The organism is Paenibacillus rhizosphaerae, assembly GCF_014192015.1.
Lineage (GTDB): Bacteria > Bacillota > Bacilli > Paenibacillales > Paenibacillaceae > Paenibacillus_AQ > Paenibacillus_AQ rhizosphaerae.
This window is the reverse complement of sequence record NZ_JACHXJ010000004.1, coordinates 200,815-224,935: the sequence shown is the minus strand read 5'-3', so window position 1 is coordinate 224,935 and position 24,121 is coordinate 200,815. Positions and strand designations below refer to the sequence as shown.

Annotated in this window: 16 protein-coding genes; 5 read left to right on the top strand and 11 right to left on the bottom strand. The window is 54.3% G+C overall.

What is annotated here, in order from left to right:
• Positions 1-3 precede the first annotated feature (3 nt).
• Together FHS19_RS23155 and FHS19_RS23150 are read right to left on the bottom strand one after the other, a co-directional pair.
• A complete protein-coding gene (locus FHS19_RS23155) occupies positions 4-3,393 on the bottom strand; it encodes a tubulin-like doman-containing protein (protein WP_183584176.1) in 3,390 nt (1,129 codons plus the stop codon).
• 42 nt (positions 3,394-3,435) lie between these two features.
• The gene (locus tag FHS19_RS23150; protein WP_183584175.1) at positions 3,436-5,220 is read right to left on the bottom strand and encodes a vWA domain-containing protein; all 1,785 of its coding nucleotides are present in this window, start codon (positions 5,218-5,220) and stop codon (positions 3,436-3,438) included.
• A gap of 343 nt (positions 5,221-5,563) precedes the next feature.
• Here FHS19_RS23150 and FHS19_RS23145 point away from each other — a divergent pair, with 343 nt between their 5' ends.
• From FHS19_RS23145 to uvrA, 4 genes are all read left to right on the top strand, one after another.
• Positions 5,564-5,713: a hypothetical protein gene (locus tag FHS19_RS23145; protein ID WP_163880163.1), complete on the top strand. Its 150-nt coding sequence runs from the start codon at positions 5,564-5,566 to the stop codon at positions 5,711-5,713.
• On the top strand, positions 5,706-6,641 hold the full coding sequence (locus FHS19_RS23140) for a hypothetical protein (protein ID WP_183584174.1): 936 nt from the start codon (positions 5,706-5,708) through the stop codon (positions 6,639-6,641). The genes FHS19_RS23145 and FHS19_RS23140 overlap by 8 nt, the downstream gene beginning before the upstream one ends.
• A 15-nt stretch (positions 6,642-6,656) precedes the next feature.
• Positions 6,657-8,447: a hypothetical protein gene (locus FHS19_RS23135; RefSeq protein WP_183584173.1), complete on the top strand. Its 1,791-nt coding sequence runs from the start codon at positions 6,657-6,659 to the stop codon at positions 8,445-8,447.
• 314 nt (positions 8,448-8,761) lie between these two features.
• Complete coding sequence (gene uvrA, locus FHS19_RS23130; RefSeq protein WP_183584172.1) at positions 8,762-11,305, top strand: excinuclease ABC subunit UvrA; 2,544 nt, start codon at positions 8,762-8,764, stop codon at positions 11,303-11,305.
• 210 nt (positions 11,306-11,515) lie between these two features.
• Here the strand turns inward: uvrA and FHS19_RS23125 are convergent, their stop codons facing one another.
• Entirely contained in the window at positions 11,516-13,900 is a 2,385-nt protein-coding gene (locus tag FHS19_RS23125) for an Ig-like domain-containing protein (protein WP_246426774.1), read from the bottom strand.
• A 251-nt stretch (positions 13,901-14,151) separates the two neighbouring features.
• On the opposite strand from FHS19_RS23125, the gene FHS19_RS23120 reads away from it, so the two are divergent.
• Positions 14,152-15,207: a serine hydrolase domain-containing protein gene (locus tag FHS19_RS23120; protein WP_183584171.1), complete on the top strand. Its 1,056-nt coding sequence runs from the start codon at positions 14,152-14,154 to the stop codon at positions 15,205-15,207.
• Positions 15,208-15,356: 149 nt separating this feature from the next.
• On the opposite strand, the gene FHS19_RS23115 is transcribed toward FHS19_RS23120, so the two are convergent.
• The 8 genes from FHS19_RS23115 to FHS19_RS23080 all read right to left on the bottom strand — a co-directional run bounded on the left by FHS19_RS23115 (position 15,357) and on the right by FHS19_RS23080 (position 23,685).
• Positions 15,357-16,082 carry a DsbA family oxidoreductase gene (locus FHS19_RS23115; protein ID WP_183584170.1) on the bottom strand — a complete coding sequence of 242 codons (726 nt, stop codon included), beginning with the start codon at positions 16,080-16,082 and terminating at the stop codon, positions 15,357-15,359.
• A 198-nt stretch (positions 16,083-16,280) separates the two neighbouring features.
• Positions 16,281-17,690, bottom strand: a complete 1,410-nt coding sequence (locus FHS19_RS23110) for an MATE family efflux transporter (RefSeq protein ID WP_183584169.1) — start codon at positions 17,688-17,690, stop codon at positions 16,281-16,283.
• Between the two features lie 149 nt (positions 17,691-17,839).
• The gene (locus FHS19_RS23105; protein ID WP_183584168.1) at positions 17,840-18,787 is read right to left on the bottom strand and encodes a helix-turn-helix transcriptional regulator; all 948 of its coding nucleotides are present in this window, start codon (positions 18,785-18,787) and stop codon (positions 17,840-17,842) included.
• Positions 18,788-18,854: 67 nt separating this feature from the next.
• On the bottom strand, positions 18,855-19,754 hold the full coding sequence (locus FHS19_RS23100) for a sensor histidine kinase (RefSeq protein WP_183584167.1): 900 nt from the start codon (positions 19,752-19,754) through the stop codon (positions 18,855-18,857).
• Between the two features lie 21 nt (positions 19,755-19,775).
• Positions 19,776-20,540, bottom strand: a complete 765-nt coding sequence (locus tag FHS19_RS23095) for a DUF2705 family protein (protein WP_183584166.1) — start codon at positions 20,538-20,540, stop codon at positions 19,776-19,778.
• On the bottom strand, positions 20,533-21,456 hold the full coding sequence (locus FHS19_RS23090; protein ID WP_183584165.1) for an ABC transporter ATP-binding protein: 924 nt from the start codon (positions 21,454-21,456) through the stop codon (positions 20,533-20,535). The genes FHS19_RS23095 and FHS19_RS23090 overlap by 8 nt, the downstream gene beginning before the upstream one ends.
• Positions 21,453-22,901 carry a serine hydrolase domain-containing protein gene (locus FHS19_RS23085; protein WP_183584164.1) on the bottom strand — a complete coding sequence of 483 codons (1,449 nt, stop codon included), beginning with the start codon at positions 22,899-22,901 and terminating at the stop codon, positions 21,453-21,455. Before FHS19_RS23085 ends, FHS19_RS23090 begins: the two co-directional genes overlap by 4 nt.
• Before the next feature lie 88 nt (positions 22,902-22,989).
• Positions 22,990-23,685 (bottom strand): response regulator transcription factor, encoded by a 696-nt coding sequence (locus tag FHS19_RS23080; protein ID WP_183584163.1) that lies wholly within the window; start codon positions 23,683-23,685, stop codon positions 22,990-22,992.
• Positions 23,686-24,121: the final 436 nt, after the last annotated feature.

Here is a 24,121-nt window from a genome sequence, read left to right as displayed (position 1 = left end):
CGCTTACTTCAGCCTTCTGCGGATATCGTTCAGCTTGGAAGAGATCTGTCTGTAGAACTGGTAGCGGTCTTCCCCGTCCGCCAGCTCCACCTTCTCGTATTCGAGACGGTCGCGGGCTTCCAGGAAGGTCGCCGACAGCTCCTCCAGCTTGGTGAGCAGCGGGGTAATATCCTCCGAAGCGGTCAGCTCGGCATCCCGGCGGGACGATTTGCGCAGCATGGTGCTGCGGCTCTTCTCATCCAGCCCGCGGAAATGCTTGAACACTTCGTATTCTACGTAATTGACGCTTTTCATCAGATTGGCGAACGGCTGCCACGCCTCTTCTTCCGGGTCGCGGTCGTAGACGTACAAGGCACCCTTCTTGCAGATCGTGCCGGTATACATCGCTTCGATAAACTGGTCCAGCCATTTCTCCTCATCCTGATGCCGGCTGATGATGTCCTCCAGCTCGGCAGCCTTAGCGGCGATGGCGGTATACTTGGCCAATTCGGCCCGCACCCGGGTGATGAGTTCTGGCGAACGGATCAGGTTTTCCTTGGCCAGATCCTCAGTGATCGAGCCGAAGATATCCTTCGATCCTTCCCGCTCCAGCCCCTCGCTCAAGTAACGCTTCAGCTCGGTCAGTGCCCGCTTTACTTCGCCCAGATTCGGCTTGGCGGCATTCAGCTGCATGTCGTACGCGCGAAGCGCAGACGCCACGTCAAACGGCTTCGTAAACACCACCGCGTAGCGGTTGCTCGTGTTCTGGTCGGCATCCTTCAGCTGAACCACCTTCAGCTGCAGCGCCTGGTCGAACTCGGTGCGGACACGGGCGTTATAGTTCTGCACCCGCGGGTTGACGTAGGTCTCGCCCCACGATTTTTCCGGAATCGGCGAAGGCAGATACGTCCAGTTCACGCGGTCGGTCTGCACCAGGTGACGGCCGATGCCTTCTTTGTCCAGAATCGTGCGCTCGTAGCTCTCCTCGTACACCTTAAGCGGCGTATAGACGAACAGCGGCACGCCGTTTTTCGTGTTCAGCCAGAAGATCCGGTTCTTCACTTCACTCTCTTTGACGGTAAAATGCGACTTGCCCACCGAGTTGTTCTGGTAATTGCGGATCCCCTTCAGGATGCTCGGCGCCTGCACCGGCACGGAGACAAAACCCCACGACGGGAAGTATAGATTGCCTGCGCTGTTGCTCAAGTGGAAGACCGGCACAGCCTCTTCGTCCAGCTTGCTGGCAATGTTCCGCTCTACGAACTTCTCGATCGACTCCTCCTGGCCAAACTTCATGATCAGGAAGTCTTCCATCGAACGGGTGATAAGGTCGCCAAACTTGTCGGTCAGGAATTCCGATATGGAGCTGACCACGTCGATCTCCTGCTCCCGAATCCAGCGGTTCGAATGGTCCAGCAGCTCCTGCGCAAAGTCACGGATCAGGTCGTCCACGTCCTTCTGCTCCATCATGCGGTTAATGACCTTCGAGATGTCGGGCACGCTGACCAGATTCCAGTAGTAGGTTTTGTTGCCCTTGTGATCCTGCTGCTCCTCACCGTTCAGGAGAATGTCTCCGTTTTTGGCGAAAATGGAGTTCAACGCGTTCAAAATTTCGGTATATACGTTATAAATGCGGTTATTTTCCTTGTTCAGCAAATCGTACAGATCCTCGTAGAACTCGATCATCTGCTCGGTGCGTTCCACGTCCGCCATCAGCCAGTATTCGTTGGTTTTGGCCTCGATGTAGACGTTTTTCTTCTTTTCTTTGGATACGAAGGCGCTCTTTGCATCGCCCAGACGCTCGTCCGCCTGCTCCCGGGCTACCTCGATGTCCCGCGGAATGCGGGTCAGGTTCTCACGCAGCGTCTCAATATAGGAGAGCAGCATTTTGAGCAGGCTGAACCCCTTCTCCGTGTAGATCAGTCGAGACACGTAGAACGGCCCTTGCTGCGGGTGCAGGAACATGCGGCGGATCTGGTCGCTGAACTGCGCCACGATTTCGCCCGGCAGCTGCTTCTTCGCCTTGATATATTCCTCACGGGCCCGCGCCAGGAAATTTTGCTCCAGCTCGGTGTCCATGTTGATGACCTGATTTTTAACAACGTTCGTGTAGCTCAATCGCTCGCTGTTCTGGTAGCCTGGCAGCGGCTCCGGCACGCGCGATTCAAACGTCTTCACCATCGTGTCGAGATCGACGCCGAGCTTGCGGGCGAACTTCTCCACGTCTTCCTGATTCGGCGCTTTTTCGAACATCGTTTCCATTTTGCCGAACAGGCGGTATGCCAGGAACGTCGTCATTTCCTCAATCGGAAGCACGGCCGACGAGGCGCCGATGATGTTGTAATCGTAGTTGGCCGGATACGCCTTGTTCATTTGGGCAATGTTCGTGCGGATGTTGCTGATGTAGTCGTGAATGGCGAACTCTTCGCCGGACTGCTTCTCCTCGCTGGCCATGAAGTTCGTAATGTTCTCGGCAGTCACGTTCATGCAGTAATCATAGGCATTTTCCAGCAGTTTGCCTTCCGTGTTGGTTGCCGAAATGAGATGGCACAGATTAAACGGCGGCAATGGCGAGTTGACGGTCAAAATGTTGCCGTACTGCTGCTTGAACCGCTCCCCGCGCGCATCCACGTTCATCCAGTAATCGAGCTCTTTGAGCGCCGCATAGCCGTTCTTCTTGATGTACTCACGCGTATGTTCGCTAAGGCTCTTGTTTGCCAGGTTGATATCCGGCGTGAACAGATAACCGAGCGTGTTGACCCGGTCGATCCCGGCGGAGCCATGGTCGCGCTCGATAATGCCGCGGACGATATAGGCGATGTCCAGGAAGCAGCCGCTTCCGGTACCGCCGGAGAGGCCGGTCAGCAGGAACACCATCAGCTTTTTGTTGGTGCCTACGGACAGCGTCTTGATCTTCTTGTCGATGGCCTGCACGACCTGGTTGATCTTCGTAAAGAGCAGCAATCGTCCCGCCTGGCGGACGCCAGCCGCTCCGTTCATGCCGTCGGTGATGCTGAGCTCGGGCGACAGCCAGTCCGTAATGTACGGCTCCAAAATGCTGCGGTTCTGCAGCAGTCCGCCGATTTCGGCGTTCGACAGCAGCACGAATTCGTTGATCGGATCAAGCCCCACGCCCTTGTAGCGCTTGTTCCGATCCTGCTCGTTCGTTTCAAAAGCCAGAAACTCAACGTTGTCCGGCTTGTCCATCTTCTTCTTGGAGAGTGGGTCTTCGGGCAGCTTAAAGCGCCGGTTGATCTGATATTTCAGGCGCAGCAGCGCATCGATGCCGGTGCCGCCGAGGCCGATGATCAGAATCGGGTTGTCAATCGTGTCGACCCGGATTTTTTCGCTGACGATGCCGCCGCCCAGCGACACGTCCAGCTGCTGTATATGTTCTCTAACGACCGGTTTCATAGGTTCCCCTCCTGGAAAAGGTGCACGGATATGAATAACCTGTTACACCAAATATTCAAATTGTATGGTTTTGTCAATCTGCTGCAGAGATACGCTCAGGCGGTCTCCGCTCTTCAGCTCCACGCCGGCGGAAGCATCCAGCACGCGGCCGGAACGCTCGATCGTGCAAGGCGAAGCATTCTTCAGCACCAGGCGGTCGTTCTTGCCCGGCGTAAACATGATCTTGTCGGTTTCTTTCAGTTCCGGCGCCAGCTGCAGCAGCTGGTGCAGGTTGAATTTGCCCCGGAATGAGGTCAGCTTCTTATATTGCGGATACGTCTTTTCCCCGGTATTCTCGTCGCGGATCTCGATAACCATCTGCCCGACAAAACCCCGGTTCGCCTTCTTCACGGCATTTAAAATGAAATACGCCGCGGCCGCAATGATCAGAAGTGCAATGATCCCGATCACGACGAGCATGGTAGGGAACGGTTTATCCTTGGATGCTCCTGCGGGAGCCGTACCGGTGCCCGAGCCTGATGCCGCCGCCTTTGCGCTGACGGTCACGGGTTGGGATTCGCGGTAGAAGCTCTGGTCCTCCGCACGCACCCTCAGTTCATACTGGTGCTTGGCGGGAATTTCATAAGAGCCTTCGAAATGATCCCCTTGATTTGTCAGCTTAACTTCCTCGGTCTTGCCCGTATCCAGGTCCTTCACCAGAAGCTTGGCCGCCATGCTGCCGTACAGCGCCTGGTCCTGAAGCTTCTGGCCGCTGCTGACCAGATACGACTTGATCTCTATCGTGTCACCCGGCTTCACCGATTTGGACGGCAGCGGATCCATCGTCAGGTCCAAATCATAGTTAAAGACGAGATTGATGTCGATTTTGTCCTTCGGAACGCCCTTCACCTGAAGCTTCCAGTCGCCCTGCTTCGGCTTCAGCAGCTTGACCAGCGAGTACGTCTTCGATTTGGAGCTCAGCACGTTCGCCGAAGGAATGGTTTGAGCCTTCCCGGCAGGGTCGGTCAATTTCACGTCGACCGGGCTTCCGGACATCATCGAAATGTTCGCTTCCAGCACGTTCGCATTCGGAACGCTGATGGTCACTTCCTGATAGCTGCCGTTCGCGGTGATCGACTGCACCGGAACGATCTTCAGCTTCTGATGGCTGGCGAAAATTTCGCTCAAGATTTGCGGCAGATCGTCCGCCGAGCTGGTGGAAAAGGACTTGGCCCCGGTCTTGCTGGCCAGATCCGCCAGGGCGGCCTTGTTCAGCTTGCCGTCGGCATTCAGCCCGATCGTGTAGATCGGGATGCCTGCCTGCTTCGCTTCCTGCACGGCAGCGTCCAGCTGCTGGTCGGCCTGCTGCTTCGTCTTGCCCGATTTGGGATCGAGCTCGTTGTTGCCGTCCGCCAGGACGACGATCATCGGCTCGTGGCTCTTGTCCATGCCCTGCTTCAGCACCTTCACGGCTTCATCCACGCCGACCGAAATGTCGGTGTAGGCGCCGCGGTCAAGCTGGTCAATGAACTGCTTCAAATCTTCCTTGTCCGCTGCGGACTGGATCTCAAGCAGCGCCTTCTCCCGCTGGATTTTGTCCGTGTAAGAGACAATTCCGACCTTATCCCCCTGAGCGGACAGCATGTCGATGAACATCTTCATCGCCTCGCCGCTGATCCGGTTCGGATCGCTCGCCTTCATCGAATTGCTCGCATCCATCACCAGCACGGCGTCAATCTGGGAGGACGGCTGCCCCGCAGCCGATACCGGCGGCAGGAAGCCGCACCATGACACGAGCAGCAGCACCCCGGCCAGCAGGCACAGCGTCCATTTATTTTTTAAATGCATAGGGTTTCTCCTTCACAACGTTAGTCTTCGGTTTCCAAATATTCGAGGTCAGTATTCCGCAAAATTCGACCTTTCCTAGCCGCAAGAATGCCACTATTAACTCTAGGCAAAAAGTCTTAAATATTCCTTAAGAAACGATAAAAAAACGTGAAGCACCGTTTCTAGTTTCATTCCATATTCAGTAGAAACTTCCATGACAGGCGCTAAAATATCCCAATCTATAACATTATGATATAATTATACCTGCCAAAGTTCAATGTTTACAGGAGATCCGCGGGTTGTAGGCATTAGGACCTAACTATCAGCTTGCATAATTATCCATCCGATAGAAAGGAATATCGATATGATTGCTTACGGATGTCTCGCCGTTTTGTTTCTTTTTGTTTTGATCAAATCCGTCAATTATTTCAGACGCCAGAAGACCGCGCCGCTGCCGGAAGAGCTGGACGAAACGCTGCTCACCATCGCCAATCCGGGAGACCGCCATGGTTAAGAAGAAGCCGGTACGTCTGCGCCCTTATTATAGAACGAGATATGCCTATCAAAAGTTAAGAGTTTGCAAACATTGCCATCATTTTACCATCCTGTGGGAAGACACGTGCGCCAACTGCGGCCGGCACGCGCTGATCCCGGTCATGGACCAGGCAGAGAGAAACGCCAAGCAGTCAATGCAGACCGAAAGGCTTGCCGCCCTTCTGCTCACACTGATGGCGGTGCTGCTGAGCCAGACGTTCCTGCAGATCGCCGTCTGCCTGGGCGGGGGCATCCTGCTGACAGTCCTGCTGTGGCTGCTTCAACGGCGCATGCTGCCGTCCGAGACCCGCCGCCAGCTGGACAAGCTGCTCCACGGCAGCCAGCGCCTGATCCTGGAAGGCATCTATTTGAATCTGTCCACCGCCTCGGCCGCCATGAAGGATGACGAACAGATCGGTTACGAGATTCTGCGGGAGATTGGCACGATCGTGCATAACGACCGGATCCGGCTGCAGCAAATCGTGCTGCTTCAGTCGTTCGTGCTGCGCAAAGACATGGATCTCGAGCTGGAGCCGCTGCTGATCGAGGATTTCGATTCCGATCTGGCCGCTTATATCGGCGAAATCGCCAAGGTCAAACGCGAGCTGATCAAAGCCAGCGCCATTCGTTATCTGCTCATTCACGAGCGTTACATCCTGCAAATGAAGCAGGGTGCCAGCATTATGACGGCGGCGGCCGGCGCCGCTGTGCGGATGAAGAAGTACGTGGACATGTATCCTGACTTCATCCGGCGCTACGCGCGCGGCCTGCCGCGGGAACGGTTTTTGCGGCTGTACCAGATCGTGCGGCGCCATCCGAACCAGTCCTGGGACGGTCTCCGCGACGAGGTATCCGCCATTTATAATGAAAAATACCGCTGGGACCCGGATTTTCAAAAATGGGAATAAAGAGGCCATAAAGATATGACGATGAAAAACGCGCTAACCCTGCGCAATTTGTATATTTTGCTCTGCGCCGCGGTTGTGGTCCTGATCGGAGTCAAGGGCTATGACATAAACCGGAAGATCGATTGGGTCGCACAAGCGGATCAATACTACGACCGGAAAGATCTGATCAGCGCGGAGGAATGGTATCAAAAAGCCGCCGCAAACCGGTCCATACGCTATAAGGAGGATTTGATCGCCTCCCGCCTGAAAGAGCTTGAGCCGATCACCTCCATGAAGCAGTCGCTGTCCCGCCTGGATCGCCGCGCGGAGACTGCGGCCGGAAACCGGGATTTTGCCGGGCTCATGAATGTGTACGCCGACTTGGTTGCCGCCAAGAAAAAATATATGGCAGCCAGCCAGCCGCTGGCCTCCTACTATCCGAAGATCTCCGCCATGTACGGGATTTCGGAGGATCTGACCAAGGATTTCAAGCAGTTCCAGTCCCTCTTTTACCAACGGGCGAAGGATCAATTGGCCCAGGGACAGGTTAACGACAACGCCTTTAAATGGAATCTGCTGGCCATTCCGGCGGAATTTTATGGCGGCGCGGGAGCCAAAAGCAAGCAGTTAAGCGGAAAATTCCAATCGTATGACGAGGCCCTGATGACCCGTATGGCGGGTGCCGGGCAGTATCAGGACATGCTGGACTGGTCGATGTCCATGATGACCGAATACACCAGCCGCAGCTTTAAGGCGAATTGGGTAAAAGAGAAAGCCGATTCCCTCACCCGTACCCTGCTTACAAAGGACGTACAGGGAGACCAGGCGGCCAACTTTGCCGCCCACGCCAAGATATACGCCGAATATATGGCTGGCGCCGGCATAAAGAAGTCGGCTGTCCAGGATTACATCACCCGGCAAATCGGCACCTGGCTGAAGAGCGCCGACCGCAAAGTGAAGAACCATAAGTATGAAGAGGCAATCGCGATCTACCAGGCCTTATCCGGCTACGAGGATACGGAAGACAAGATCAAGGCGGCCCAGCTGGCCTGGACGGTTCACGATCCGGTCCGCCTGCTGCAGAGCGCCGATCCCTCCCCCTCCTACGACTTCGTCAGCGGAGGAGCGGAGCGCTTCGGCGGCAAAGCCTATGCCATCGGGGCGGATGGCAATAACACCGTCTACTTCGCCCGGATGAACGGCGATGAGACGGTGCAGGGTTACAGCAGCCATGATTTCCCGCAGGGAGCCGCCATCCGGAAAGTCTCCATCGAACCGTCGCTCAGCACGGGCGCCACGCCGGTCATTCTCGTCGAGGCGGACTCTTCGACCCGGAAGGCGCTGTATGCCGCTTATGAGGTCCGGGAGAACGGCATGGTCCAGCTGTTCCAATTCAGCGCGGACGGCTATAGCGTTCAATCGGACAAGTCGCTCCTGGTGACGAATCCGGAGGTCGGCGGAGGCGGCTTGACCGGCGGGACGAACACTGCCGGCAGCACGGCGCCGGAGGCGGTATACGAGCGGCGCGGCGATGCCTATGAATTTACGGGCTTCCAGCAGGACTATACGGATATCGTAGCGACCGATCTGCCGTTGCATCCGGGAGAGAAGGTCCGCTTTACCATCTATGTCGTCCAAAGCGGCCAAGGCGAAGGGCTCGCGGAAATGGAAGGGTCGTATATCAAACTGAGGGGCAATTTCCAATTCACCGAGGGCAGCGTGACCGTCATCGGGACCTATAACGAGTCCGAGGAGATGTACCCGGACGGCGATCAGACCGTCGAGCCTGTGAGCGTACCGGTCGTAGACGTGGAACGGTTGGAGTAGATTCGGGAGGTTCGGTTGCTTCCAATAAGGGTTAGCCCTGCGAGGACAGCTATTCCTGCAGGCAGATACGCTATGGCTTTACCCGATGTCCGATCAAGACGAAATCTGGCCTTCAGACCAATTCTAAAAGAATATCGTGTACGAACCGTTCGTGAATCGTTCTTAAAATCGTTCGTGAACATGAATAGGCCACCGCTTCAGCGGCGGCCTTTTTGTTATGACATCCCTCAATTACGTCATCTTTTGTCGTATATAAGAACTATTCTAAAGACGACTAAGATACCCTATCGCAAACGAAAGAGAGGGATGGATTCGTGGATGACTATATCGAAATCGAAGGGGCGCGGGAGCATAACCTGAAGAACATTTCGCTCCGCATTCCCAAACGCAAGCTGGTCGTACTGACGGGCTTGTCCGGTTCGGGCAAATCGTCGCTCGCAATGGATACGCTGCAAAAGGAATGCCAAAGGCAGTATATGGAGTCCATGGGGATGGTGACGGACTTCATCAGCAAACCGCGGGTGGATTCCATTCGCGGCCTTTCCCCCTCTATCAGCGTCAGCCAGCATGTGACCAACAGAAACCCCCGGTCCACCGTCGGGACCGTTACAGAAATCTATACGTACCTGCGTGTGCTGTACGCCAAGCTCGGGGTGCGGGTATGCCCTGCTTGCAGTCAAAACATTCACCCCGTTTTCGAAGATACCTCAGCAGCATCCGATGAAGTTCTTGAACCATCGGAAGACGCTGCAGAGGAGCCTAAGCATATGCCCTGCCCACACTGCCATGCCTCGATCCCGAAGCTGACGATGGCCCACTTCTCCTTCAACAAGCCTGAAGGAGCTTGCGCGACCTGCACGGGAATTGGCATCGTGACCGATATCGCCATGGATCAGCTTTTGCAGGAAGACCACAGCATCTTGGAAGGAGGCGTCACGCTCTGGGACGGCTGGGTTCGCGAATACTATGCGGACGTGCTGCTGGCGGCATCTAAACATTACGGCTTTCCCTACGAACCGCACCTGCCCATTCGTAATTATGACCCGATCGCGCGCGACATGCTGCTTTATGGCGCAGCCAGTGAGCAGTTCCAGCGGTACTACCCCGGCGTCAAGCCTCCCAAATCCGTAGCCAAGGGCAATTTTGAGGGCCTGGTCACCCAGCTGCTTCGCAAATACCGGGAACATGACGGGGATCCGGAAGGAGCGGGCTCTAAAAAGGGGGACCGGTATTTTATGATGCAGACCTGCCCCGATTGCCGGGGATCACGATTGGGGAGGGAAGGCCGGCTCGTTACCATTCAGGGAACGACCATCATTGAGGCGGCTTCATTCACCCTCCTTCCGCTCTATGCCTGGCTTAAGCAGCTGGAGCAGCAGCTGACAGGCGAAAGCCTGGCCGTATGGGAGCCCGTCTTCAATGGGTTGGCGGACCGCATCCAGCGGCTGATCGACGTCGGGCTCGAATATCTGTCGCTGGACCGGAAGGCGAGCACGTTATCCGGCGGGGAAGCCCAGCGGCTGCGGCTCGCTTCGCTGCTCGGTTCGGGTCTCACCGGGGTTCTATATGTGCTGGACGAGCCCACGGCCGGACTCCATCCGCGGGATACCCACAAGCTGATCCGCGTGCTGAAGCGGCTTCGCGATTTGGGAAATACCGTGCTGGCCATCGAACATGACACCGATGTGATGAAGGCGGCGGACCACCTAATTGAGATTGGGCCCGGCTCCGGAAAAGAGGGCGGAACCGTCGTCGGCACCGGAACGATCGAACAGTTGAAAGCGATCCCCGATTCCGCTACCGGTCGGTATTTACGGGAGATGGACATTACCGGCCTTCCGGTTACGCGGAGAGCGGGCAGCGGAAGCAAGCTCACGATCGAGCAGGCTTCCGCCCATAACTTGAAGCGGTTGACCGTCAGCTTTCCGCTGGGATGCCTGATCACGGTGACAGGGGTCTCGGGTTCGGGCAAATCCACCCTTCTCTTCGACATCCTTGAACCTGCGGCAAAATCCCATCTTCGTTTGTCCGGCGATATGCCGGGCAACTACGAACGCATCACCGGTCTGGAGCTTATCGACAAGGTCATTGCCGTCGACCAAGCCCCGATCGGAAAAATTTCGCGATCCAATATCGCGACCTACACCGACCTGTTTACCCCAATCCGCAGCTTATTCGCGGATCTGCCCGAGGCTCGCAAACAACGGCTAAGTCCCAAGCATTTTTCTTTTAATACGCCGGGTGGCCGGTGCGAGAAATGCCGCGGCATGGGCACCCTGCAGCTCGATATGCACTTTCTGCCGGATGTCGAGGTGCGCTGCCCCGTATGCCTAGGAAAACGGTTCACAGAGGTTGTGCTGGCCGTAAAATACAAGGGCTTCAGCATTTCGGACATCCTGAACCAGACCGTCCTGGAGAATGCCGCCCTCTTCGAGGAGCCGGTCATTGCCGATATGCTGAACCTGCTTAGTGAAGTCGGGCTTGGCTACCTGCAGCTGGGACAGCCCACGACGACGCTGTCGGGCGGAGAAGCCCAGCGGATCAAGCTGGCGAAGGAGCTCGGCAAAAAAAGCAGGGGGCATACCTTGTACTTGCTGGATGAACCCACGACCGGGCTTCATCCCAGTGATGTCCGGCATCTGTGCAGTCTGTTAAACCGGCTCGTGGATGCCGGCAACACGGTCATCGTGATCGAGCACCATCTCGAACTGATGGCCGCGTCCGACTGGATCGCCGATTTCGGCCCCGAAGGCGGCGATGCCGGAGGGCAATTGATCGCGCAGGGTACACCGGAAGAGGTCGCGGCAGTTCAGGCCTCTTATACAGGCCGCTATCTGGCCGAGCATCTGTCGCACTGATCGCCCGCTTCCCCTTTGCCATGGCTCCCTGCGGCATGACCCTTAATACGAGCTCGAACGGGAACAGACGCCTCACAATGTTTCTTTCGAGATACTGCGCTGACTGCAGAAGGAAAAACCCCCTACTTGCGCGGGCAAAAAAGAATCACCCTTGATCACATGGACCGTGGGTGATTCTTAATATTCGGATCGCTTTTATCCGCTTATGTTCTATTGTACCGTCACAACCACCTTGGTCGATTTGCCGCCGAAGCTGACCGTGATCGTCGCCTTGCCTTTGCCGTGAGCCGTGATCTGGCCGTCCTTCACCGTGGCCGTCAAAATTTTGGATGACTTCCAAAGGGCCGGCTTGGAGACGTCCACATCCGTTCCATCCATGTAGGTCGCCGTGGCCGCCAGTGTCAGCTTGTCGCCGACGTGCAGCGTCACGCTTACCTTGTCGGTCTGCAAATATTTCAGCGTATCCACTTCGACCGGAATCCGAACCGTCTTGTTGGCGTACTTGGCCGTCACGGTCGTTTTGCCATAGGCGGCGGCCGTAATGACTCCGTCGTTAACCGCTGCCACCTTGTAGTTTCCGGTTTTCCATTCCGCCTTGGACGTCACATCCTTGGTGCTGCCGTCGCTGAACGTCACTTCCAGTTTAACGGTGGCTGTTTTATCCTTGGCTTTGCCTGCCGTCTTCAACGATACCGCAGTTTCGCTCGCCTCAATGGCGGAGATGACGTCAACTTCCACCGGGATCGTTACTTTTTGTCCGCCGTACTCGGCGGTAATGTTGGCTTTCCCGCTCTTCAGACCGGATACCAGACCGTTATTGTCTACTCCGGCAACCGTAGAGCTGCTGGACTTCCAGGATGCTTCCTTGGTCACGTCCACCACTGTACCCGTGGCATCCTTCGCAGTCAACGTCAGCTGCTTCTTGTCGCCGGCGGACATGATCACGAGCGTCTCCGACGCTTTCAGGTCGCTGACCAGTCCAACTTCCACGGTCATCGTGTAGGATTTGCCTTCGTATTTGGCCGTAATCGTCGCGGTTCCTGTCGCCACGCCGGTGATGAGTCCATTTTCATCGATGTCGGCAATATCCTTTTTGCTTGTGCTCCATTCCACTTTGTCCTTGGACGAGATCGTCTCGGCCGCACGGTCCGCACCGTAATCCAGCACGATGCTCGCCTGGTAGGTGGCGTCCACTTTCAGGGACAGCTTTTTTACCGGCAGCGAGATGCTGAGCGGCATGTCGACCGCTACGGATGTCGATACCGTGACACCGCCGTAGGTTGCGCTGACTTGGGATTCCCCTTTTTTGAAAGCCGTCAGATTCCCGCCGCTGACATAAACGACGTCCTCATTGCTGGATTTCCATACCGCTTTGCTCTCTACCTTCTCGGTTTCCCCGTTCGCATAGGTAGCGATCAAGTCCAGCTGTTTCGTCTTATCTCCCGTCAAGCTCAGCGCGACCTTCTCGACCAGATCGAGGTGGCGGGGTACGTCAACGTCGACATTCATGGCCACGCTCTTGTCCCCGTATTTGGCGGTAATGATGGCTGCGCCCGGCGCGATGGCCGTAATGACGCCTTTGTTCACATAAGCGACCTTCTCGTCGCTGGAAGACCATACGGCATCTCCCGTAATGTCTACCGGATCCTTGTCCGGATACACCGCTTCAACCTTGATCGGCTGCGTGGTGGTATCTCCTGCATGGAGGAACATATCCTGCTTGTCCGCCTTCAGGCGGATCGTCTTGTCGACATCGACCTGGATCGTTGCCGTTTTCGTGCCGTATTTTGCCGTAATCGTCGCGGTTCCCGGCCCATAAGGGGTAATCTGCCCCTTGATGACGTCTGCCACGCCTTCGTTGCTCGACGTCCACTCGGCGTCTGCCGCAACGTTATCCTTGGTCGTGCCGTCCGGATAGGTCGCTTTCAGCGTCACCGGAACCGGCGTCTTCTCGCTCAGCAGCATGGACACCTGCGCAGGGTCCGCATCCAGCCGCTTCACCACTTCCACGCTTACCGGAATCGTTACGGTCTGCTTGCCGTAAACCGCCGTCAGCGTCGCTGTACCCGGACCCACCGGGGTCACCGTTCCGTTCACCACTGTCGCCACGCTGGCGTTATCCGTCGACCAGTCCGCTTTGCCGGAAACTTCCTCTGTGTTATTGTCCGTATAGGTTGCGGTCAGCTTGATCTGGGGCTTGTCCCCCAGCTTCAGGTCCAGGCTCTGCACATCTTTCGTAAGCGCCTTGACCTTCTTCGTTACGGTCACCGTTACCGATTCGGATACGTCTCCGAATACGGCTGTTACCGTTGTCGTACCTTCGCTCTTCGCGGTTACGGTACCATTATATATGGTGGCAACTACGTTGTTCGAGCCGCTCCAGCTCGCCTTTACCGTCAAATCTGCCGTTGAATTATCCGAATATACACCCGTCGCGGTCACTTTTGCCGTATCGCCGATTTCAAGGGTAAGCTCATTTTTGGACAAAACCAGCTTGGTCAGATCCGCTGTAGCGGCCCAGGTCGTTCCGGCATAGGCCATGCACAGCACCATAACCAGGGACATGACCAGTACCCTTTTTAATCTGATTCGCAATGTAAATTCCCTCCAATTCCCTTATTTTGAGTAGAAACAAAAAAAGACCCTACCTCCCATATCGGTCTGTCCAGCCAAGAATGTTAGTTTTTTGGAGATTTTCTGCATTTTTTTCGATAAAAACCGCCGTTTCATTCTACAATTCTGCGCGTCACGCACGCTAAAAAAGGGTAATCCTCTAATTGGTAAACCTGCTAGCGAAACCTGTTCGGGGGTCAGGGCGTCTAATATAGATAGGAGGTGCCAAAAGCATGATCATTCCTGACCATGAAATCATTGAAGAAGCCAATTACCTGGTGCAGGAGCATTACGGGGAAAGAAACCCGCTAAGCGTCACCATCGGCATTCTGGAGAACGGGGACCATTTTTACACCGGCTGGGGACAGCCTCCGGGCTTCGATTACGCATCAGCCATCTATGAAATCGCATCCGTAACGAAAGTTTTTACGACCTCACTTCTGTGTATCCTGCAGCGTCAGGGCAAACTGCAGCTGAGGGATACCGTAGGCCAATACATACCTGAAATCGCCTCTAACGCCAAAGTCAGCGCCATCACGCTGGAACAGCTCGCCACGCATACTTCTGGACTCCCGCGGCTGCCGGCCGGTCTGAAGCAGACCGTGACCGACAAACTGAATCCGTACCAAAACTACACCGAGCAGCATCTGCTGCAGGACCTGCTGAAAACCAAACCCTCATCGGGCGGAAGCTTCGAGTATTCCAATCTCGGCGTAGGCCTGCTCGGGCTCATCTTGAGCCGCTGCACCGGCCGGAGTCTGGAACAGCTCATGCGGGAAGAGATTTGCGGGCCGTTATTTATGGAGGACACGCTCTTTGAACTGAATGAAGAACAGCAGTCCCGTCTCCTCCCTGTGTATACGGCCAACGGCAAGCCGGTTCCCCACTGGGATCTGGGCGTTCTCGCCGGCGCGGGAGGCTTGCGTTCCACGGCGCGGGACCTGCTCCAATTCGCGAAAGCGAACGTCGGTATGGGCTCGGCCCCGATCACAGCCGCGCTTCGCGACGGTCAGAAGCCCCGTCACCGGGTGCGCCGCGGCGAGGACGTCAGCCTCGGATGGATGGTCAAAACCGGCATCTACCACGACCGGATTCACTGGCATAACGGCGGAACGTACGGCTCGAGCAGCTTCCTGGGCTTTCACATGGAAAAAAACACAGCGGTCGTCGTGCTGTCCAACAACGGCAGCTTTGCGATGAAAATGCTGTCCATGATGAGGCCCCAGAAACGGCATGTGGACGAGATCGGCTTCCAGCTGTTCAAGCAGCTGACCAAAACGGTCTATTAACCGGTCGAGCCGCATCTTCATAAAATCCTTAATAAAATAACAGCCAAAAAGGCTGCCTCCCGGATTGCTCGCAAGCCCGGTTGTAGGCAGCCTTTCTTCTTCTAACAGCCTTTATTCAATTTCAGGCGCCTTGCAGGCAAGCGCAGCGTTTACGCCTTTTTATCCGTCGGCACCTGGCAGGAACCGTCCGTGCAGGAGAGGTCATCCCCGTCAGCACTGTTCCCCAGCAGCGTCAGCGGATGCTCCTCTTGCCAGATGCTGTCCAGCGCTTCGGCAAACACCTGGGTCGGCTGCGCGCCGGAAATGCCATATTTCTGGTTGATGACGAAGAACGGCACGCCGTTGACGCCGAGCCGGCCCGCATCTCCCTCGTCCTTGCGGACATCGGCCGTGTAAGCATCGCTCTCCAGCATGGAGGCTGCCGCAGAGGCGTCCAGCCCGATTTCGCCGGCCAAGCGCGCCAATACCGCACGGTCTCCCAAATGTTCGGAATCGGTGAAGTACGCCTTGAACAGCCGCTCCGTCATTTCGTACCGCTTGCCGAACTCCCCGGCCCACTGCGTCAGACGATGCGCGTCAAACGTGTTGGTCGGAACCAGCGTATCAAAATTGTACGTGAGCCCTACCGTCTTGGCCTGCTCGGTCATGTTGTCGTTGGCCGCCTTGGCCTGCTCCCAGCTCATGCCGTACTTGGAGGCCAGAATGCTGTGAATGTCCTTGTCGTTGTCTTTCGGTGCGCCCGGGTCCAGCTCGAAGCTGCGGAACACGACCTCAACCTCATCCTTGTGCGCGAACGGCTCAAGAGCCGCCTCGAACCGGCGCTTGCCGATATAGCAGAACGGGCAGGCAAAGTCCGACCAAACTTCGATTTTCATATGCAAACCTCTCCTTTTGGGGTGATGTTCTTTGATAGGTAAACTGATACTATTTCCATCACAGTAAGAGTCAAAAGAAAAGCAGTCACTCGGATCAACCAACTGTAACTGCATCAGGTACATTATATCGTGATTACCGGGAGTGCGCAACCTGCCTTGCGCCTGTCTCCCGTTATATCCAGCCGTCTTAACCCTCGGTTAACCGGTCGTCGGCACCGTTGCCGGCACGGCCTCGGGTCCGTCCTGCGGTTCGATCAGCGCATGCTTCTCCCAAGCCCGGCTCCGCCAGCGGAAATACATCATGACGGCACGAGCCCATTCGTCCGCGGCAATGGCGAGCCACACGCCGGCAAGGCCCATGTGAAGCTTGAATATGAGGAAGTATCCCAGCGGCAGAGACATGCATACCATGGACAAGAGCCCCATATATACCGGGAACTTGGCGTCTCCCGAAGCGCGCAGCGAGTTGATAATGACGATGTTGACGGTTCGGCCGGTCTCCAGCACGATGCTGAGCAGGATGACCTGCGCCCCCATTTTGATAATGAGCGCATCGTTCGTAAACAAGCCCATCAGCGGAACGCGGAACAGGATAATGATCAAGTCGATGGCGATCGTGGCGGCCAGCGCCCACTTCACACTCTGAAACACCCGGGTGTAGGCGTCCTGATTGCGTCGTTCACCGACGTAATGGCCGACCATAATGGCCGTGCCCATGCCGATCGCCATGCTGAACAAATAGATGTACATCGAGATGTTCACGGCATACTGCCGGGTGGCCATTGCCTCTGCTCCAAGGTAGGTTACGTACAGGGTGAAGGTCAGCTGGCACATTTGGTATACGATGCTTTCCAGAGCCGACGGAATGCCGACATTCAAAATTTTCAGCACGAATTTCTTCGACAGACGGATGTAATAACGCCATTCCACGTGCACTTCCATGACCCGGTACAGCAGCCAGAAGAAGATCAGCAGGCAGACCAGGCGGCTGAATACTGTCGAGATCGCCGCTCCCTGAACACCCAGTGCGGGCAGGCCGAAATGCCCGAAGATCAGCGCATAGTTCCCTGCCACGTGAATGATGTTCATCAGAAGCGACACAACCATCGTTTCTTTGGTGAATCCATGGGTCCGGATCGTTGCGGCGAGGGCGTTAATCAGCGCCTGCAGGAAAATGCCGCCTCCGACGATCTGGATATAGGACTCGGCGTACCCGTAAATTTCCCCGGTCACGTTAAGCAGGCGCAGCATCATTCCGCCGAAGGCGAGAAAAATAACGCTTAACAGCACCCCTACGGCCAGGTTCAGCGTGATTGCATTTCCGGTCACCTGCGCCGCGTCGCTGAGTTTCTTGGAGCCCAGGTACTGGGCCACCACGATCGCCGCCCCGCTGCCGATCACCTCCAGCACGAGGATGGCGATGGAAATAATTTGGTTGGCGGCGCCGACGCCGGAGACGGCATTATCGGAAACCGAACTGAGCATCAATGTATCGACACTGCCCATCAGCATGAACAGGAACAATTCGAGAAATATAGGCCAGGTGAGGCGGACAAGACTGAGCCGTTTTTCTGACCGTGCAGAAGGCTCTTGAACAGTTGTGGTCATGAGTCAGAATTCACCTTTCTTTCAAACGTATTCTTTGAAACAAAGGTATGTTAGCACAGTTTTCATGAAAATACATGACATTTAACAGAAAAACACTGAAAATTTAATATTCTTTTTTTGGTAAGCCCTTACTTCCCTAAAAATGACTGTTATTCGTACCGGGACAGCAGTTCAGCGAGTTTTTCGCGGATCAGACCGACCAGTGCCTGAGGCACTTTCACGGTCGCATTCGTTCCCAAGCCGATAAAAAATTGGGCGTAAAACGAAAGGTCTTGCTCCGGAATCATTCCGTCTACCCAGCCGGTCCCGTCCTCGCGGATATGCAGCTTGGATTCCAGCCACAATTCTCCCTCGCACCGTTCCACGCCTTCCGGGGTCAGTTCCACATAGCAGTGAAGCTCCGCCGAGTCCTCCCTGTGAAATGATTTCCGGTTCCCCAGATGCACATGGCTGAGGTTGACAGCTTCAAGGCCGGTTGTATCCTCGGCGGCGTCCGTCATTCGGTCGCACCGGAACAGGCGGAAATCCTTCCGCTGGAAGCAGTACGCCGGGCAGTACCACAGTCCCTGACTGGCGTAGATGCCGATCGGCTGGATCTGCCGGACCGAGCTGCCGCCGCGGGATTCGTAAACGATGCGCAGCACCTTCTGGTTCACGGCTCCGTCCAGCAGGACGGACAAATGGGGCGCACCCGCCCGCCTGGACGGTGTAATAAAGTCCACCCGGTTCTTCATCCGGTCGATCCGGTCGCGTACATCCCCGGGCATGTAGTGGTAGAATTTCTGGAGCGCGGACGAGCTCTCCGTCTCAAACGGGATATGGACATAATGCCGGAGGCCGTGCACCGCGAAAAAGATCGCCACCGCCTCTTCCTCCGTAAAGGCGATCGGGGGCAGGATCCGTTCCTTCAGTACCTGGTAGCCGCCGTGCGGCCCCACTTCCGAATATAAAGGCACGCCGAGCTCGCTCAGCTCCTGCAAGTCCCTTAGGATCGTCCGGGTGGACACCCCGAATTCGTCGGCCAGCTCCTTGACTTTGAAGCGGCGCATCCGGTTAATCGTCATCATCAGGTCGAGCAGTCTTTTGGATTTGGACATGTTGGCACTCCCGTTACTGGATTTGGCGGCACAGCTTGCTTAGTGACAAGGTGGTTCATTTCCTATTTCAGCTTCGATTCCACCCACATCTTATCTCCAAGCATCCGTCTTGGAGCCCCGCGGTCAATCGCCCATCCATCTTTGACATGAGACTATAAGCAATAGATAGCCCCAAGCCTGTTCTTCGACTTGATCTTGACCGATCCGCTGTGTAGAAGCGATCAAACAGGTGGTCTACGTCTTGCTCGCTCAAATTGGCCGCTTCATTCCTGAAGATGAGCACAACATTCCCCTCCTCCTGCTTCAAGCTGATCGCTACCTTTCCTGTCGCATGACGGATTACATTGCCGATCAGATTTTCGAATACACGTCTGACTGCTGACGGATCCGCTTGGGCAATCAGCGGTTCATCCGTTATGTTAAGTTCGGGTTCCAAGCGCCGCTCAACAAATTGATCATAAAATCCGGTCAATACTTCCCACAACAATGCATTGATTTGCACGGGTTCAAGCTTGAGCTGATAATCCGCAGATTGCACGAGAGACAGCTCAAAGAACTCATGGAGTAAGGTATGTAATCGATCGGCAGTAGCTCTGATGATGGACAAATACTCCTCCCGTTTCTCTACCGTGACGGAATTGGCTCCCAATAATTTGGTATACCCGATGATAGCCGTTAGCGGCGTTCTCAAATCATGGGACATATTCGCGATCGCTTGCCTCAATTCGATATCACTGCGTATCCGATCCCTGTTCGACTGGACCGCCAGATCGATTAATTGATTGATATTTCCGGCAAGCGCCTCGATATCTTTGTCCAGCAAAGCAATGTCGACCTTTTTCCCGCTCAGGCCTTGATAGAAGCGTTCGACCTGGGTCGATATTCGTCGCATTTCCTTTTTGATCCACACCAGACGAAGGAGAAAGATGAACATAAGCAGAACTGCAGCGGACGTTACATAGATCATGGATCTCCCCCTTCACTGCCTTTATTTAATCTCTTTCCTCTTAAACGCCAAATTTCCGCACCACATCACAATTAGAAGGGTGCCAAGTCCGACTGACAAAGACTGAATCATATCGGGGGCGGTCATCACCATTCGGAAGGAATCAATAAGATGATGGAATATCGAATAGCGATACAAAGCGTCCAATATCCCCGGTAACGGTCTCAGAACTTCCGCTACGGAAATCAATAATGCAATGACGACGGAAATAATAATCGTTTTCCCGCTATCTTCCGCAAGCAGAGCGATTAGCATTAACAAGGCGACGCAGGCAAGCATATGAATGAGGAACAAGCCCATCCCTCTTGCCAGGAAGCCCAGTGCCGACGGGTCTGTCATTTCGCCAAATCCGAACAATAGCTTCCCGCCTGTGATTACAATTAACGGACAAGCTACAGTTAGCATTACGGAACCGAGTACCAATACGATAAACTTAGCTAGAAAGATATGACTTCTGCGATTTCCGCTCATGACGATATTCTTGACGACCCCTATTGTAAAGTCATTCGCGACAAAAAAACCGGCAAACGTACTCAAGAATAGCATGAAGTAGAACGGGGCTGTAGCAAGTGGAAGGGAAGAGAACAGCTCTAGCCCCGCTTCCATATACAAGTTATCCATCTTCCACCATCCGATGGTGATCAGAATGTGCAGGAGGGCAAAAACAACCGTCGCAATGAGGATCAATGTCCAGAAAATTTTATTTTTGCTGAGTTTGAACAGCTCCGTACGTAACAAATTAATCATGAAGTTCTCCCCCGACCCGTTTGGTAAAATAGCTTTCCAAGTCATCCCCGCCTGGCGCCAAATATTCGATGACCAGGCCGCTCCTTGTCAAAGCCATAGATACCCTTCTGACATCGTGATAGAGACTGTAGAGCTTGATCGTGCCATCCGGCAGAACTTCATAATCAGGCGCGCCCAGTTCCATCTCGAGAACCGTTGCGGCCTGGCTTGGATCATCGACCCGGATACGAAGGTGCTGCTTGCACTTCTCATTTAATTGTTCATGGGTCAATTGCTCGAGCAGTCTGCCTTTATGAATAATGCCGTACTTCGTTGCCATCTGATGCAGCTCGCTCAAGATATGGCTGGAGATTAGAATCGTAAGTCCCATCTCGCGATTCAGCCTCTTGACCAGCTCTCTAAGCTCCACGATGCCCCCAGGGTCCAGGCCATTCGTCGGTTCATCGAGTATAAGCAGCTCCGGGTCGCCCAGCAAGGCGATGGCCAAGCCCAAGCGCTGCTTCATACCGAGCGAGAAGTTCCTCGCCTTCTTCTTCCCCGTATCCTGAAGCCCGACAAGGGCAAGCGTCTTCGCTATGCATGCCTTACCTGGGATCCCCCGGAGCAATCGATGGACTTCAAGATTATCGCGGGCTGTCATATCGGGATATAAGGTTGGGCTTTCAATGATTGCCCCTACGCGCTTCCGGGCTTCAATCAACCCCGCCTCGCCGCTTTCCCCGAACAAGCTGACGATTCCGCTCGTCTGCCGGGCCAGCGCAGTCACGATACGTAGCAGCGTGCTTTTTCCTGCCCCGTTTTGCCCGATGAAACCGTATATATCTCCCTTTTCTACAACCAAGTTTACATGATCCAAGGCGGTCTGTCCCTTGAACTTCTTCGTCAACCCGATAGTTGTCAGAACAGACTCTTTCACTTGGAGTTACCCCCTTTAATCCGATAATTGATTCTTGTCCCTGTGATAAACACCGCACATAAGAAGATGATGGATAACAGAATCGCCAGAGCCGGCCATAAACGAAAAACATCCAGAACGGTCGAGCTATTATCCTGCAATTGCGGGACAATAAACATTAACCATCCGATCCCTGCAATAGGGATCAATTGAGGGATTAACCGCAGATAGTATCGCAAGGCTGAATGGTGCTGGCGTCGATCGGACCACTTCTTGCTGCGTAAGATTCCCCTGATCCCAAAGACTACATACAGCAACGTCAGTACTCCGACCGAGCAATCAATAAGGGTAGGTACCGATGCCTTCAATGCAGGCGCTTGTCCCTCGGTTAGTTGGATAATGCCATCGCTTATCGCATAAGCGTGCTCGAAGGTGGTGGTGAAGCTATTAAGCATGACAGCTATGGCATAGCCACTGCTCGGGATGACGCTTTGCTGAGCCTGATAGCCGGATAATGCTCCGCTATGCTGTATTCGTTGCGGCGTAACTTCCGAAGCGCTGAGCGACCAGCCTAGACCGTAATGTTCACTTCCAGGCTGTGGGGAATAGGATTCATCCAATAAGGATAAAGACAATAATCTTTTCCCTGATGCGCTTATCCCCTTATGGGTATGCATCACGAGCCATTCTCCCATATCCGCCGCTGTCGTCACGATCCCCCCTGAACCACTGAACATTTGCTCCATCTCTGATATTGGAACTGCCGCTCCGTAGGCTGAGACATACCCAAGAGGTAACCCGGGAACCGCGTCGCCAGCGTTCACAAGAGAGAGGGAGTCGTCCATGCCGAGCGGAGAGAACACCTTCGTGTCCAGATACTCGGCGAACTCCATGCCGCTTAATTTCTCCACCAACCATGCCAGGATCCAATAGTTCGCATTGCTATAGAAATGGCGCTCCCCGGGATTGGACTGGAGCTGCCATTGTTGCACACGCTTGGCCCCTTTTTCTAAGGTATCCGCCTGGGGGACAATAGTCGGGTTCGGAATCCCGGAAGTATGGCTAAGCAGTTGACGGATGGTGACTTGCTCGAACCTATCATCGTTCATCTTTAGCTCGGACAAATATCGAACAACCGGGGCGTCCAGTTGGATTGTTCCTTCATCCACGAGCTGCAGCACGGCAAAGGCGGTAAAGGCTTTAGACACTGAACCAATTTTCATTAAGGAGTGTTCCGTCACGGGTCTTCCTTCGGAATCATGCCCGTAGCCCTGCGCGTGGATGACCTCGCCATCCTTAACAATGACAATGGATGCACCCGGCAGTCCATTCCGTCCCAAATAACGTTCAACATAGTTGTCTACAGCGCCCTTGTCGAGTACAGGCGCAGCATAGGTTGAGTGAGGAAAATATAGAAGCGGGGCCAAGAGAGCGATCGCCATGACTACAATAATTATTTTTTTCATTGCCATTCTCCTATCGGATCTGATGTTCTTTCATTCTAATCATCAAATCCTAATAGGATATTAACCAACATCTTAAGAAAACATTAATTCATCCTTTCAGTCGATATCCCATTCCCCAGATGGTCTCGATATACTCAGCCTCCGGGTTGGCCTGCGCCAGTTTCTTTCTTAAATTGCTCATATGCACCGTAATCGTGTTGTCATCACCCAAGTAAGCCTCACCCGATGCCGCCTCGAACAGATTCTGCTTCGTAAAGACTTTCTTCGGATATGACATTAACAGTTCCAGAACAGCAAATTCTCTAGCGGTCAAGACCACATCGGAGCCGTTTACCGATACCATCTTCGTATCGATGTTCAAATGAATGTCTTTGTACGTCAATTGACGGATCGGATCGGGTGCCGCAACCCGTCTATATCTGCCGAGATGGATGTCGATCCTTGCCAGCACCTCTTCAACATCAAAAGGTTTTGTAATGTAGTCGTCCGCTCCCATTCTTAAAACGGCGACTTTTGACTGCTGTTCCCCTTTGGCCGATATAATGATAACCGGGAGTTTACGATCCGGTCCTAACTGCTGAAGTAATTCTTCGCCGCTTAGACCGGGAAGCATCAAATCGAGCAATACCATGCTCCACTCCCGCTCCTTGGCCAAATACAACAAAGCTTCCGTGCCGGAATAGGCCGATTGTGCAACATATCCGCTACGGGTTATCATTTCGCACAGCAACTTATTAATTTCATTATCATCTTCAACGACCAATATTTTCACTATTGCGTTCATTTCATTCACTCCAAACTGCCACCAATGCCTCTAGTGTCCATAAATCTTTGTAAACGAGCAGCCGTATCCTTTTTAAGAAGTATGATTCATCATCTTTTGATCCGGATCAGTCGGCGGTTGCAGGGTCACGTCCGGCTGCCCCGTCTAATATCATTAATTCTTGCCATTTTCGAGATTACCTTTATTTCGTTATTCTGCCCAATAGCTTAATGAGGCCGCCCGATTCATTCCGCAGGGTTCCCAAGTTACTTCCAGGGTATTCTTAATGTTAGATTATATCACAAATCCTTAACAAAATAAGACGTGATCGGGTTTCTGCCAGCTTATGAAGGGGGACTTGTCTGCTTCCGTCCTGAGAAACGACATCACATACGCCTCTCTTCCTGTAAAATAATAAGTATTTCGCAGCCAAATGTAATCTTTCATAACAGGTAAC